At 39.3% G+C, this 15,366-nt stretch carries 13 protein-coding genes; 6 read left to right on the top strand and 7 right to left on the bottom strand.

Going from position 1 to position 15,366, the window contains the following annotated elements:
- Nucleotides 1–30 precede the first annotated feature (30 nt).
- From N3I35_11035 to N3I35_11010, 6 genes are all read right to left on the bottom strand, one after another.
- On the bottom strand, nt 31–999 hold the full coding sequence (locus N3I35_11035; GenBank protein ID MCX8130619.1) for an ABC transporter permease: 969 nt from the start codon (nt 997–999) through the stop codon (nt 31–33).
- Between the two features lie 15 nt (nt 1,000–1,014).
- The gene (locus N3I35_11030; GenBank protein ID MCX8130618.1) at nt 1,015–1,989 is read right to left on the bottom strand and encodes an ABC transporter permease; all 975 of its coding nucleotides are present in this window, start codon (nt 1,987–1,989) and stop codon (nt 1,015–1,017) included.
- Entirely contained in the window at nt 1,989–3,539 is a 1,551-nt protein-coding gene (locus N3I35_11025; protein MCX8130617.1) for a sugar ABC transporter ATP-binding protein, read from the bottom strand. Before N3I35_11025 ends, N3I35_11030 begins: the two co-directional genes overlap by 1 nt.
- Before the next feature lie 97 nt (nt 3,540–3,636).
- Nucleotides 3,637–4,650, bottom strand: a complete 1,014-nt coding sequence (locus tag N3I35_11020; GenBank protein MCX8130616.1) for a substrate-binding domain-containing protein — start codon at nt 4,648–4,650, stop codon at nt 3,637–3,639.
- Nucleotides 4,651–4,834: 184 nt separating this feature from the next.
- Complete coding sequence (locus tag N3I35_11015; protein MCX8130615.1) at nt 4,835–6,457, bottom strand: response regulator; 1,623 nt, start codon at nt 6,455–6,457, stop codon at nt 4,835–4,837.
- On the bottom strand, nt 6,435–8,249 hold the full coding sequence (locus tag N3I35_11010) for a sensor histidine kinase (protein MCX8130614.1): 1,815 nt from the start codon (nt 8,247–8,249) through the stop codon (nt 6,435–6,437). The genes N3I35_11015 and N3I35_11010 overlap by 23 nt, the downstream gene beginning before the upstream one ends.
- 339 nt (nt 8,250–8,588) lie before the next feature.
- Here N3I35_11010 and N3I35_11005 point away from each other — a divergent pair, with 339 nt between their 5' ends.
- The 6 genes from N3I35_11005 (at nt 8,589) to N3I35_10980 (ending at nt 13,899) form a co-directional block, all read left to right on the top strand.
- On the top strand, nt 8,589–9,350 hold the full coding sequence (locus N3I35_11005) for a GntR family transcriptional regulator (GenBank protein MCX8130613.1): 762 nt from the start codon (nt 8,589–8,591) through the stop codon (nt 9,348–9,350).
- A gap of 268 nt (nt 9,351–9,618) precedes the next feature.
- Nucleotides 9,619–10,557, top strand: coding sequence for a phosphoglycerate dehydrogenase (locus tag N3I35_11000; protein MCX8130612.1), 939 nt, complete (start codon nt 9,619–9,621; stop codon nt 10,555–10,557).
- 11 nt (nt 10,558–10,568) lie between these two features.
- Nucleotides 10,569–11,543, top strand: a complete 975-nt coding sequence (locus N3I35_10995) for a hypothetical protein (protein ID MCX8130611.1) — start codon at nt 10,569–10,571, stop codon at nt 11,541–11,543.
- A gap of 88 nt (nt 11,544–11,631) precedes the next feature.
- Nucleotides 11,632–12,582 carry a shikimate dehydrogenase gene (locus N3I35_10990; GenBank protein MCX8130610.1) on the top strand — a complete coding sequence of 317 codons (951 nt, stop codon included), beginning with the start codon at nt 11,632–11,634 and terminating at the stop codon, nt 12,580–12,582.
- A 41-nt stretch (nt 12,583–12,623) separates the two neighbouring features.
- Entirely contained in the window at nt 12,624–13,187 is a 564-nt protein-coding gene (locus N3I35_10985; GenBank protein ID MCX8130609.1) for a glucose-6-phosphate isomerase, read from the top strand.
- Nucleotides 13,188–13,257: 70 nt separating this feature from the next.
- On the top strand, nt 13,258–13,899 hold the full coding sequence (locus tag N3I35_10980; GenBank protein MCX8130608.1) for a bifunctional 2-keto-4-hydroxyglutarate aldolase/2-keto-3-deoxy-6-phosphogluconate aldolase: 642 nt from the start codon (nt 13,258–13,260) through the stop codon (nt 13,897–13,899).
- An 85-nt stretch (nt 13,900–13,984) separates the two neighbouring features.
- Here the strand turns inward: N3I35_10980 and N3I35_10975 are convergent, their stop codons facing one another.
- Entirely contained in the window at nt 13,985–15,271 is a 1,287-nt protein-coding gene (locus tag N3I35_10975) for an AGE family epimerase/isomerase (protein ID MCX8130607.1), read from the bottom strand.
- Between the last annotated feature and the right edge of the window lie 95 nt (nt 15,272–15,366).

Raw genomic sequence — 15,366 nt, 5'->3', positions numbered from 1 at the left:
GTGTCTCCTTCAAGCAAGCAGCTTACAAAATCAAACTTTTTTTGTTTTTGAAACCTGAGACTGTATAACAACAACCACTAACAGTAATGCACCCATAAGAACATTTTGCCACCAGGTATTTATGTTTCCCTGCATGTTGAATACGTTTGTTATCATCCCGATTATCAATACTCCTAATAATGTTCCGCTAAACCTTCCAACACCACCGGTCAGTAAAGTACCACCTATTACCGTGGAAGCTATGGCAGTCATCTCCCAGCCTTCACCTGCTACAGGCTGTCCCGCCCCAAGCCTTGATGTAAGGATTACGCCAGCCAGGCCGGCCATTAAGCCACTTATAGTATATACAAGTATCTTAATTTTATTCGTACTGAGGCCCATCATTTTTGAAGCTTCCTCATTGCCTCCAACTGCATAGACATGTCGGCCGAATGATGTATATCTTGATATAAAAGCTGCCGCAATTACCACAACCAAAAATATTACAGCAGGTATGGGAATCCCAAACAAAAAGCCCCTCGCAAGCTGCGTAAAACCGGAAGACAGCTTTCCTACCCTTACTGATACCTCACCAGTTGAAATATAGGCAATACCCCTTGCACCCATCATCATAGCCAGAGTCGCAATAAAAGGTACAATTCTCATCTTCGTAATAACGAGTCCATTTATCATTCCCATCATTCCTGCTACAATAACCGGAACTAAGATAGCAAGAAACATGTTATGGTTACTCAGGTTTGCAGCCAGCACTCCTGCAAGTGCCACTATAGCTCCCACTGACAGGTCAATGCCTCCGGTAAGTATTACAAAAGTCATACCCACGGCAACCAGACCAACCATACTTACCTGTCTGAGTATGTTGCTGATATTAATAAATGTCAAAAACTGATCATATTGAAAAGAAGCAATAACAAATATTACTATAAAAGCAACCAATGCCCCCTGTGACTTAACAAAACCAGCCGTTAACTTAAGATTATTGGAAATTTTTTCGCCCATTTTGCCACCTTCCTCCTATGCAGTACGTTCTCTTTGAACATAAACCGCAACTATAATAATAATGGCTTTCAAAACAAGTGAATAGGAGTAAGGTATGTTATTCATATTAACACTGACAGTAATTATCTGCATTATTAACGCACCGATTACCGTACCTATTACATTTGCTCTGCCACCGCTTAAAGGTGTACCACCCACAGCAACTGCCGCAATAGCATCCAGTTCTATCAGCTTGCCTATTGCATTAGCATCAGCAGCCGAGAGTCTTGCTGTTTCCATAAGCCCAGCCACTCCCGCCATCATCGAACAAATGGAATAAATGACGGCAGTAGTCATAAATGTATTGATACCAGAGAGCCTGGAGGCCTTATAATTATCACCCATCGCCTGTACATAACGCCCAAAAGTCATTTTCTGCATAACAAAATATACGCTTCCTATAGCTATCGCCATTATTACTACCTGAACAGGGATTACTCCCCCTATACGGTGTAATCCGAAAAAAGTAAATTTCGGCTCAGTAAAATTCAACAGCATTGCGTCATTAATTACCTGCCCTATACCTCTTCCCGCGATCATTAACGTAAGAGTAATAATAATAGGCTGTATTTTAAAATGTGCTACCATAAACCCTGTAAACACTCCAAAGCAGGCTGCAACCAGCAATCCAAGCAAAATTGCCGGAAATACGCCTATTCCCAGAGATTTTGCAGTAACAATTGATGCTACTGCCATGACAGAACCTACAGATATATCTATCCCGCCGGAGGATATTACTATGGTCATCCCCAGCGCTACCAGCATTACTGTAGACACCTGTATCAATATGTTCCACATTGTGTTTATACTGGTAAAGTTGGGAGTTATAAATGAATTTACCAGTACCAGAAGTATGAGCACCGCCAGGGCTCCATACTTTCTGGATAATTCCTTTATATCCTGTTTTGAAACACTCTTCACTGGTTTAGAAGTTTCCACACTGTGCTGCACTATATGGCCCTCCCTTCACGACATGGATTGCTGTCGGCAAGTGTATCGCGTCCTTTTGCAATCGCTTCCATAATACTCTCTTCAGAAATTTCCTCTGCTACCAGTTCTTTTACCTTCCTGCCATCCCTGATTACAGCTATTCTGTCACAACCCCTTACAAGTTCTTCCAATTCCGAAGATATCATAAGTACACTGATTCCCTCTGCAGACATTTCCTGTATCAATCTTTCAATTTCAGACTTCGCGCCTACATCTATGCCCCTTGTAGGTTCATCAAGAATTACAAGTTTGGGATGCATGCAAAGCCATCTTGCCAATAAAACCTTCTGCTGGTTTCCTCCACTCAGATTTCTAATTTTCTGGTCTGCATGAGGCGTTTTTATTCCCAGTCTCTTAATATATTTTTCAACAATCTCATCCTGCTTCCTGCGGGATACCACACCAAACCTGCTGAGTCTTGGCAGAGTTGCAAGCGTCATATTTTCCCTTACCGACATATGTGGAATAATACCTTCTATCTTCCTGTCCTCAGAGCAGAATGCAAAATTCATGGAAATAGCATCTTTAGGCAGTCTGAACTTAACCTTTTTACCACAAACTTCAATCTCACCCTGATCATGCATGTCCGAACCAAAAATTATTTTTGCCAGTTCTGTCCTTCCTGACCCAAGGAGTCCAGCAAGCCCGACAACTTCACCCTCTTTAATCTCAAGATCTATCCCGCTTAATCTTACACCTTTATAAATATTTTTAGCCTTGCATACTACTTTGTCAGTAATCCTGCTGGCAGAGTAATCCTTTTTATATTTGACGATAGCCGAAGCATCCCGGCCTATCATTTTAGAAATCAAATCTATCTTTGTCAGTTCTTTTATGGAGTATTCTCCTACAAAATCCCCATCTTTTAAAATTGTAATATTATCACATATTTCAAATATTTCATCCAATCTGTGGCTTATAAATACTACAGAGATATTATGCTGCTTAAGTCTTCTTATAACATTAAAAAGTACCTTTACTTCCTTTTCATCAAGTGATGAAGTAGGTTCATCCATAACTACCAGTTTTGAGTTTATAGAAATTGCCCTTGCAATGGAAACCATCTGCTGAATAGCTGTGCTGTACTTATTTAGCGGTTGTTTTACATCTATTTTTACACCCATGTCCTCAAGGATTTTTTCTGCCTGCTTCTCTGCCGCCTTCCAATCAATAACCCCAAACTTTTTAGGTTCCCTTCCAAGGAATATGTTTTCACAGACACTCAGGTATGGTACAAGGTTAAGCTCCTGATATATCGTACTTATTCCACACTGCTGCGCCTGAAGAGATGTAGAGGGATTTATGGCTTTTCCGTCAAAATATATCTCACCGGAATCCTTTGTATATATACCCGTCAGTATTTTTATAAGAGTTGATTTTCCTGCGCCGTTTTCACCCATCAGGGCATGAACCTCTCCTGTCCTTACCCTGAAACCGACTCCCTTTAGCGCTCTTACACCCGGGAATGATTTACATATGCCCCTCATTTCCAGCAAAACTTCCTGTTTCATGTACTTACTACCTCCGTCCTTACAGTTTAAGAGAGAGGCATTTGTACCTCTCTCCTAAGTTAACCTGTTGTGCTGTTCGATAAACTTTATGGGTATATTAATATGCTTCTTCTATGAACTGAGCTGAATTGTCCTTATCAAAGAATCTGTCAGGGTTTACTATTTTTGTCTCTACTTTTTCACCCTTCTGCAGCTTTTCAATAACATCAAAAGCACTTGGTCCAAACCTTGGGTTACACTCAACCGACGCACCCAATTCTCCTGCTACTATAGCTTTAAGGGCATCTTTTTCACCGTCTATTGATACTACTATAACATCAACTCCCGGCTTCATGCCTGCTGCTTTCAATGCCTGTATAGCACCTATTGCCATTTCATCGTTATGTGCATAAACTGCAGTGATTTCCTTACCTTTTGCCTGGATTATGTTTTCCATAACTTTCTGTCCGTTTGCTCTTGCAAAATCACCTGTCTGGGAAGCAATGATTTTCATGTCAGCATACTTGCTGATAGCCTCTTTAAACCCGTCTGAACGGTCTTTTGCAACTGAAGAACCTGCAGTACCTGTAAGTTCAACTATGTTTGCTTTTCCGTTTGTTGTTTTAGCAAGCCACTCTCCGGCCTGTTTTCCTTCGAGTATGAAGTCTGAAGCTATAAGCGTCACATAGTCTTCTCCTGCAGTACCTGCAGCAGCTCTATCTATTAATATTACAGGTATGCCAGCAGCCTTTGCAGACTGAAGTGCTGGAGCCAAACCTTCAAATTCTCTAGGAGCAAGTAAGATATAGTCAACCTTTTGAGCAATCATATCTTCTACGTCACTTACCTGTTTTGCAGTCTGTCCTTGAGCATCGGTATATACTAGTTCAATGCCTCTCTTTTTAGCTTCTTCTTTAATACTGTTAGTTTCAGCTATACGCCATGGACCATTGTTTTCCATCTGAGAGAAACCAACTTTAATTTTCTTTGTTTCTGCGGTTTTTGCCGGCTCAGCAGCTTTTGTTTCTTCTTTTTTATTGTCTTCTGTTTTTGCTGCCTGACCGCATCCGACCAATGCAAACACCATTACTACCGCTACCAGTAAAGCTAATAGTTTTGAAATCTTTTTCATTAAAAAGACCTCCTTAAGATTTGTTAGTTTGTTTAACTTCACTTCTATAGTATCTTTTAAGGTCGAAATAGTTAATAAAGTTTTTTTCTAAAACATTTAAATTATTTTAAATACTAAAACAAATTTAAAGGATTTGCTTATATACTCAATCCAAATTGTGTTATATAAGCAAACCCTTTTATTATTATACGTTGCTAAATCTGTCACGATAGTCCGACGGAGAGCATCCGGTAATTTTTTTAAATGTCGTGCTGAAGTAAGTGGGGTTATTATAACCTATCATATAGGATATTTCATAGGTTTTGTAACCCGGCAGCAGTAGCAGCTCTTTAGCCTTTTCTATTCTTAAGCCTGTAAGGTAGTCAATGAAGGTCTCGCCTACCTCCTGTTTGAATATAACACTGAAATAGCAGGTACTCATATTAACAAAGTTAGCAACATCATCAAGAGAGAAGTTATCCCTGCTGTAGTTTTTCTTTATATACTCCTTCGCCCTCTCTATCACCAGATTGAATCTCCCGCTTTTTCTGGCAGATACATAGTCGGCTATACTAAACAACACAGTAGTCAACTCACTCATAAGACTTTCAACTGTTTGATGCGCCATTATCCTGTTATAGGCCTCTATCGGGTTTGTAAACACTTCTTCAACAGAACCACCTATATCCTTTAATACTTTGATGGCCTGCATATATATACTGCTGATAACTATCTGCATGTATAAATAGGAGTTACTTCCTTTTGCCTTGATATCGTCCATCAGTGCATGAAGTTTGTCCTCTATAAGCTTTTTGTCACCCGTTCTGATCAGTGAAATCAATTCCATATCATTATAGTCTATTGAGTAATACTCGTTCTTTTCATATGATCGTACATTATCAAAGAAGATAATTCTGTCTTTTCCAATAATAAACTTATAATTGATTGTATCAATAGCTTCTTTATATGAAACAGGCAGCATTTCCATAGAATTATAGCTACTGCCGGTACCGGCCGTACAAGTGTAAGTTTTATTTCTTGATCGTATTTCCTCGCGTATACGGTTGTAAATGTCGACAGTTTTTCTTTTCAGAATTTCAGTATGCCTTTCAGCCGCGATTATTACACATTCTCCCCTTCGGTTGGAAAATGACAGAAAACTTCGTTCATTTGCCAGTGCATCCCTAACGGTGTTGCAGAACTCGGCCTCCAGCTCAAACGCCTCGTTTTCTCCAAGGTTTTGGGTAATATTGTAATAATCATCTATCTGAACAGAAATAACCCCGAAACATTGTCCGGCAAAGTCAATATTAAGATCTTCAAATTTCTGCTTAATATAGTCTGTTTCCATCCTTTTATTGACTATTTCCTTGAGGAAATTCTCTCTTACCAGACCAGCATTCTCTTCTACCTGTTCTCTCAGTACACAGATTTCCTTTTCGTCCTGTTCCTTTTTTGCAAACTCGGTTTTGATTTTTATTAGAATTTCATTAAGATAATCAAGCTCAATAGGCTTTAAGATATAGTCATAGGCCCCAAGCTGCAGAGCTCTTTTAGCATAGATAAATTCGTCATGTCCGCTTATAATTATAATAAATACATCAGGAAAGTCCGGTTTTATCTTTTCAATAAATTCCAAACCATCGATGAAGGGCATCTTAATATCAGTGATTATGATATCAGGTTTTAGCAGATGTACTGCTTCAACAGCCTGTTCACCGTCCTCAGCTGTCCCTGCAACTTCAATACCATGGCTTTCCCAATCAATACCGTTCTTTATCCCATCTCTTATTATCTCTTCATCATCAACCAATAGTACCCTTAACAACGTCCTCCACCTCCGATAACTTAGGTATAGTTACTTCTACCCTGGTACCTACCCCGGGCTTGCTTTCAAAAACCAGCCCATACTCAGAACCAAAGAATATCTTGATTCTTTCATCAACATTTCTGACCCCATAGCTATCCATAGTTTCTCCACCGGAATTGCTGAGTGTATTTTTTAGCTTCCCGATTTTTTCTTCAGTCATACCTATTCCGTCATCCTCAACCTTAAGAACTATAGATTTTTCCTCTTCTCTCGAAGTAATGCTTATAAAGCCCTGTCCCCTCTTTTCTTTTATCCCGTGATAGATTGCATTTTCCACAAGAGGCTGTAAAATAAGCTTTAGCGTTTTATACCTGTACAAACTCTCATCTATTTTCACCTCATAGTCAAACTTGCTTTTGTATCTTATGTTTTGAATGGTAAGATAACTGTTTATATGCTCAATTTCTTCCTTTATAGTAATTATATCCTTTCCTCTGCTGATGCCTATCCTGAAAAGCTTTGTCAGCGATGTGACCATTTTGATTACTTCTTCATTACGGTTCGCTCTGACCATCCATATTATGGAATCCAATGTATTATACAAAAAGTGAGGATTTATCTGAGCCTGTAATGCTTTTAATTCTGCCTTCCTAAGTTCTTTCTGTTCTTTATAGACACGTTCCATAAGCGTACCTATCTTCTGTATCATAACGTTAAAGCTTCTGCCAAGCCTTCCTATTTCATCATCGTATTTTACATTCATTGATACAGACAAATCACCGTCTTCAACTTTTTTCATAAGCAGCATAAGCTTTCGTATCGGATTTGCAACAGTTGCAGCATTATACCAGGCTGAAAGGATAGCAAATACACATATCATCAAAGTCAATACAGCAATAATATAACCCAATTCCCTGCTGTCTTTTGTAAGCTCATTCATAGGAACTATGCCTATGGTCTTCCAGCCTGTAAGCAATGATGTATTATAGATTACTATGGATTTTTCTCCAAAGCTTTCGACAAAATAACCGGTCGCTCCTCTGTCACTCTTCAGATATTTTTTTTCCATTTCGTTCAGAGTCTGGCTTACAAGCTTGTCATTCCGCCCTTGAACTTCATTTTTCTTTTCATCTACAACAAACATATATCCGGTTTTTCCCAGCTTGGAATCCTTTGTTACTTCCGTAAATCTTTCTACTGCTATATCAATGAGAACAACTCCGGAAATCTGTCCCGATGCTTTGTCGACAATACGGAGTCCCACAGAAATAAAGGATTGTCCGGCAGTTTCAACCGCGTAAGAATCTGTATGGATACCAAACCAGACAGGTCCTGAGGAATTTATTATTTTCCTGAACCAGTCCTGTTTTCTAAGATCTTCATCTTTGATAGAACAATAATTCGATTTGTATTTACCCCCATTTTGCCCAATGACATAAAACCCATAGAAGCCGGCACTGTAACTCTCGATAAAACTAAGCCTTGAATCTGTTTTCAGATCGGTTGAAAATCTGTCCGAGATATCCTCATGCTGTGGTATCCTGAGAGGTTCCTGTATTGTGGGGTCATTTGCTATCATAACCGCAATCTTATGTGCTTCCAGCAATATCTTTTCTGTTTCGTCAGTTACACGCTTCACCGTCTGGCTGCTGAAATCTACTGCCCTTTCTTTAATAATACTCAGCGAAACAGAATATGAAATAACACCTATCATAATTATAGGTATTATAAAAAACATGACAAAGTAAAGCAGTAATCTTGACCGTATGGACATATTTGCAAGGCGGTGCACTATCCGCAACTTTGGCATTATCCCACCCTTATCTGTTTGTGATATTGGATTTGGAACCTATACTATATATAGTAAATGTTTTATGGTGATTTGTAAAATCTTTTTTTTGCATTATACTCTTTATGAAAATTATTTTTTTCTTTTGTTTCATTTTAGCATTTATACCGAAATAGGAGTAAATTTTCCGATATACTTTTTTCCGGTGTCTTTAGAGTCATTTTTCTGGAAATTAATCATTGTACATAGTTTTTTCTACATGATATTACTATAGACAAATATGCGTTTACTGATTTATAATCTAGATATACGATATGTCATTACATATTTACATTCACACAACATATGTAAGGAGTATTAATGATGCTGCATTTTCTAAGCAAGCCATTAAACAAAAACATACCTATTCCACTTTATTATCAGCTAAAAGAAATACTCCTTGAATATATAAATGAACATCACACAGATACAGAATGTCCCATTCCCACTGAAGTTGAACTGAGTCATCATTTTGATGTCAGCAGGCCCACAGTACGCCAAGCAATAAATGAGCTTGTCGTAGAAGGCTATTTATTTAGGATAAAGGGTAAAGGTACCTTTATATCAAAGCCAAAAATAAATCAAGATTTCCTCCTTGTATTGGACAGCTTTAATAATGAAATGCGCAAAAAGGGCTTTAAGCCCTCAACAAAGGTATTAAGCACAGAAATAGTACAAAGTGACGAACATATCAGCCATGCATTAAAAACACCACTGGGAAGTAAAATAATAAAGCTTTCAAGACTTCGTTTTGCAAATGAAGATCCTATCGTTTTTGTCGTCACCTACTTGCCTTATGAAAAGTGTCCCGATATAATGTCCAAGGATCTGGAAAACAATTCATTATATGAGATACTGGAAAATGAATATAGTCTTGTAATATCAAGTGTTACCAGGCATCTCGAATCTAAGCTGGCAGGTGAATATGACTCTGATCTGCTGGCAATAGAAAAAGGTGCTCCTATACAGTTCTTTGAAAGTATCGCCCACCTTGCAGATTCTACACCTATTGAATACTCACTTGCCAAATACAGGGGAGATAGAAATAAGTTTACTTTTGTCCTGGAAAGAAACCCCAGATAGGATACTAGATGTATTTTCCAGAAGCTAATAATAAATAATAAGTAAGAGAAATTTTTTTTGGCAGCTATATGTAATGACATATTTACATTGGTACATATTAGTTACATATTCTGATACAATAAAAAAACTTGCTTTAACGTATTGTGCTATTAGCTTTATCAAACCGACATAACGCATTAAGTTACTGACACAACATGTTTTGGTCAACTGTGGTTGCTTCTGTAAATACTCTTTAAGATTAAAACAAACTGACAAGGACGGTGTAATCATGTCAAAAAAAATTCTAATAACACCAAAATCTTTTACTACTTATAAGGAGAAAGCATACCCTCTGATAAAAGAAAAAGGTTATGAAATTATTGAAAACACTTTAGGACGTACTATGACAGAGCAGGATATCATAAACCTGGCCAGTCAGAATGTAGTAGGGATAATAGTCGGTGTGGACCCTCTTCCCTCCCAGGTACTTAGTGCTTGCAAGGACCTCAAAGCCATATCGAAGTATGGTGTAGGCATGGACAATATTGATTTGAACAGTGCAAAAGAATTAGGCATAAAAGTTAAAAACGCTATAGGTACCAACAATGTTTCTGTTGCCGAATTGGCAATAGCCCTAATGTTTGCTGCCATGAGAAATATTCCTCCTACCTCTGCGGGTGTAAAGGCTGGCGGATGGGGAAGGGTTATAGGCTATGAACTGACGAAAAAAAAACTAGGCCTGATAGGTGGGGGCCAGATAGGCAAAGAAGTAGCTAAAAGAGCACGTGGACTGGAAATGGACGTAACAATCTATGATCCGTATTTTAATGATACTGCATTTTTAGAAAAATACGGCATAAGCCGCTGTTCTGATATTAATGATATATTTAGAAATTCAGACGTAATTTCTCTTCATCTGCCTGCCACACCTGAAACGAAAGGCTTAATAAATAAACAATCTCTTGAAATTATGAAGCCATCAACCTTCGTAATTAATACATCCCGTGGAGAATTAGTGGATGAAGCTGCCTTGTATGAAGCTTTGGTAAACGGCAGAATCGCAGGAGCTGCACAGGATGTGTTTTCAAATGAACCTCCTTCCAAAGACGAAAAGCTTCTCGCACTTGATAATTTTATTCTCACACCTCACATTGGTGCTTTTACCCGTGAGGCTGTAGAGAAGATGGTAATGGTTTCTACACAAAACCTTCTTGACATGTTGGAGTAAGAGGTAAAAATATGAATAATCCAGATAATAAATCAATTATGACGGTAAAAGGGTATGTGTCCGGAAGTGAGCTGGGCTTTTGCCACAGCCATGAACACCTTTTCCTTGCAGATGGGCATTCAGCAAAAATTCATGCAGCTTTGAGACTTGATGATTATTCAAAAACACTGGATGAAGTAGTATTATTCAAAGAAACCGGCGGCAATACCATTGTTGACGCACAACCGGTAGGCTGCGGCAGGATAGCAGAACTTCTTGTAAACGTATCTGAAAACACCGGAGTAAACATTGTAGCTTCTACAGGTTTCCACAAGCTCATATTCTACCCTGAAAACCATTGGATAAACATAATGGATGAAGTTCAATTAGCTCAGGTTTTTATAAACGAATTCAGATATGGTATGTATATCAACTCAGACACCAGTAGTCCCGCTCAGCATATAGATGCAAAACCCGGTGTAATAAAAACAGCTTCAGATATAAACGGCGTCGATGATAAATATAAAAAACTGTTTCTAGCCGCAGCAGAGGCTTCCGTACAAACAGGCTTACCTGTTTTGAGCCATACAGAAATGGGGAAAGGGGCTCTAGGACAAATCCGGCTTTTCACCGATCATAGAATACCTGCAGATTCAATTATAGTATGCCACCTTGACAGAACTCTTAACGATCCGGGATATATACGTGAAGTGGCTGATACAGGTGTATATCTGGAATTTGATACTATAGGAAGGTTTAAGTATCATACGGATGAAGAAGAAGCAGAATTCATAGTAAAGATGGTAGAATACGGTTTTGAAGACAGGATACTTATAGGCTTGGATACAACAAGAGAGCGTATGAAAAGTTATGGAGGAACCCTTGGTCTGGACTATATTATGACTCATTTCATACCCCTGCTGAAAAGCTATGGTCTCACAGACAGCATAATCAACAAGTTCACAGTTCTCAACCCTGCAAAAGCATTTACTATGCGCACCAGATAATATTCTACATGCGACGTGTTTGATGAATTTACTTTTTGTTTTGGAAGAAAATAAAAATAAACATACTAACAAGCAAAGGAGTATTGCTATGATTTTACCACCAAAAGCAACACAACCAACCATGTACTTCATTGGAGTTACAACAGGAAAATCATCTATTATGAAGCTGTTCCCCCTCTGGGCAGATGCTCTTGGCCTGAAAGATGCAGTAATAAAAGGTATTGATATTGAAATTCATGCTGATCCTCAGGTTTACAGGGATGTTGTTGAGTTTATCAAAAATGATGAACTGTCCCTTGGAGCCCTTGTTACTACACATAAAATCGACCTCTACAATGCGGCAAAAGACATGTTTGAATACCTTGACCCGTATGCTCAGATGTTTGGGGAACTTTCCTCCATCTCAAAGAAGGAGGGAAGGCTTGAAGGATATGCGAAAGACCCTATTTCCAGCGGTTTGTCATTGGAAGCATTCGTACCGAAAAATTACTGGAAAGACCATGGCGGGGAGGTATTCATTCTCGGAGCCGGCGGAAGTGCCATAGCTATCAGTGCATACCTCTTGAACAAAAATAAAGGTGATAATATCCCATCAAAGCTGATAGTCGGAAACAGAAGCAAACCAAGGCTTGAAGAAATAGAAAGAATAGTAAGGGAAATAAAACCCGAACTGCCACAGGAATATCACCTGACACCTGAAGCTGATATCAGTGATGAAATTCTCAAAAAGTTAAAGCCATATTCCCTTGTAATCAATGCTACAGGCTTGGGTAAAGACAGACCCGGCTCACCGCTTACCGATAACTGTGATTACCCTCAAAACAGTCTTGTTTGGGAGCTGAACTATAGGGGTGAATTGGATTTCATGCATCAGGCCCTCAGGCAAAAGGAAGCAAAAAATCTGCATGTAGAAGATGGTTGGATATATTTTATCCATGGCTGGACACAGGTTATAGCAGAAGTATTCCATATAGATATCACAGGCAAGGTATTTGATGAATGTGAAAAAATAGCAAATGAGATGAGGAAAAACGGATAATTCTGGAGGATTGCGATATGAGTAATAATAACAACGCCAATATGAAAATCAATCCCTTTGCAATGTATTTTGATTTAAAAAGCGGGCTTTCAAATGAAAGGAAAACAACTGTCAGACATCTCTCGAACATGAAGGGAATGTTTGCAGATGAAGCTGCACTTGAGGAAATGATAAAAAAGAATGACGAAATGATATATGAATTTTATGAGCTTGGTTTACCTGAGACTCCCGGTGACCTGCTGTTCGGAACAAGTATCACCTACCCGGGAAAAGTAGGAAATGAGTATTTTATGACCAAGGGACATTTCCATACAATTCTCGATACAGCAGAAGTATACTACTGTCTGAGCGGAAAGGGCTATATGCTTATGGAAAACCCTGAAGGAGAATGGGACGCTCAGGAAATGACTCCCGGAAAAGCTGTTTACGTACCTGCAAGATATGCACACAGAAGTATCAATACAGGCAATGAACCATTGATAACTTTCTTTGTTTTCAGAGCTGATGCCGGTCACGATTATGGAACCATTGAAACTAAAGGTTACAGAAAATTGATAGTTGAAAAAGACGGTAAACCGGCGATTATTGACAACCCAAGATGGTAATACCTAATTCCCCCTGTCCCCTTTCTTTTATAGAGAGGGGACCATAATCTGAAAGACAGGTGACACATAAATGAGTAAAAAGTGGAATATTATAAAGAAGATTACTGATAGCGGACTAGTGGTAGTTGTAAGAGCTGAAAATGCGGATGAAGCAAAAAAAATCACGGAAGCATGCTTAAATGGCGGTGCTGCCGCTATTGAAATCACTTATACGGTACCAGGTGCAACAAGTGTTATTGAAGAATTGTCCAAAGCCTATTCAAAAGAGATCATAATAGGTGCCGGAACCGTACTTGATCCTGAAACAGCAAGGATCGCCATATTGTCAGGTGCCCAGTATGTTGTCAGTCCGTATCTGAGTGCAGAAACAATCAGGCTGTGCAACAGATACCAGGTTCCGTGCATGCCGGGTGTAATGACAATAGAGGGTGTTGTTCAGGCAATGGAGCTGGGTGCCGATATTCTTAAGGTGTTCCCCGGAGAAGCTTTCGGCCCTAAGATAATCAAAGCCATCAAGGGTCCTTTGCCACAGGCAAACCTGATGCCTACAGGCGGCGTAAGCATTGACAATGTAAGCGAATGGATCAAGGCAGGCGCTTCTGCGATCGGTGTAGGAGGAAACCTTATAGCCGGAGCAAAGACCGGTAATTTCGAAAGCATTACAAGGCTTGCAAAAGAGTTTGTGGAAAAAATCAAGGAAGCAAGGCAATAAGCCTTAACTCTAATATATTTATCTCCTATATTTAACACTCAAAAGGATACCTTCCTTAAAAAGGTATCCTCTTTTTATTACTTTATTATTCACCCGGTTCAAACCGGTTTATAAGGCGTTCAAGCCTTTGCATACACTCAAGCATGGCTCTTCCAGTGTGATAAATAGCCTTCCATGGGTTACCTATGTCTCCGGCAATTATGTTGCCGCATTTGTCCAATAACTGTCTCCATTCCCCTACTTCCCAGTTTATCATATACTTTTTGTCAAACTCCCATGTCTTTAAAAAAGCCTTAAGGTATTTTTCATCACCGAGCCTTTCAAAAGCATCAAGGTACCCGACCAGAACTTCACAATTCTGCCACCATTCCTTATCCTCCACTATCGCAGGACCATCATGGGGACCATCCCTGTATACCCCTCCCAGTTCATAATCAAAACCGAACTTCAAAGAATGATCAACCAGACTGCGGGTAATATGACTATAAGTCTCCTTCGGCATTTCCAATACATCAGCTGCGCGGTTCAACAGCCATACCAGCTCAACATTATGCCCATAAGAGGTAGTATCCATAGGCTTTTCAACTAGTTCTCCCGTAACACGCTCTGCGTTCCATGTCCTTCTGATATTAATAGCCGGTATCGGCTTAAAGTCTGTAGTGAACTGGTTCATAGCGCAACCTGCCACCAGATTGAGCATTTTGCCGGTTATGATATCCATAATCTCCTTAAGCTTTCTCTGGTGTATCTCCTTGCCAGAACAATCTGCCAGCTTCGTAAATGCTTCCATCAGGTGCATGTGTATATCCAGAGATTTCCTGTCACCGGCATTGAGCCCCGGCTCCGATATGCTCCAATCATTTTCAAGGTTTTCAAAATATCCGCCATTAAGCGTATCTGCACAATATTTCTGAAGAAGATCAAAGGTCTTTTCAGCGTATTCCAATCCCCTGATATCTCCTGTTGCAAGCGTATACTCAGTCAGTGCGTATATTGCAAAACTCTGCCCATACACCACCTTCCCATTGTCACATACCTTCCCGTTTCTCTTTGTACGCCAGTACCAGCCTCCATACTTGTTATCCCAGAATTTATCGATAAAGAATTTAATCCCTTGCACTGCTGCTTTACATAACCTGCTGTTTTCCGGATAACAGCCATAAAAGGCCGACAATCCCCATATCATCCTTGTTTGTGTCACTATATATTTATCAGTCTCATTGGTATGCTTCCCGTTTTCGTCAAAACAGGTAAAATACCCCCCAAATTTTTTATCTATGCTATTGTTCAGCCAAAATGGAATAATACCTTGTTCAACATGGTCTTTTATTTCCTTATGCGCATTTTCCATTGTTCTAATAATGTCATTCATAATAAATAGCTCCCCTTTAGAACATGAGTACCTTAGGTTAAGCAAACGGGCTTGCATCCATTATCCGATGAAGCCCTGTATCTTTTTAACAAATG

The organism is Clostridia bacterium, from assembly GCA_026414765.1.
Lineage (GTDB): Bacteria > Bacillota > Clostridia > Acetivibrionales > DSM-27016 > SKW86.
Note: the sequence above shows the minus strand (reverse complement) of the source record. Positions and strands in the feature narration are given on the sequence as shown.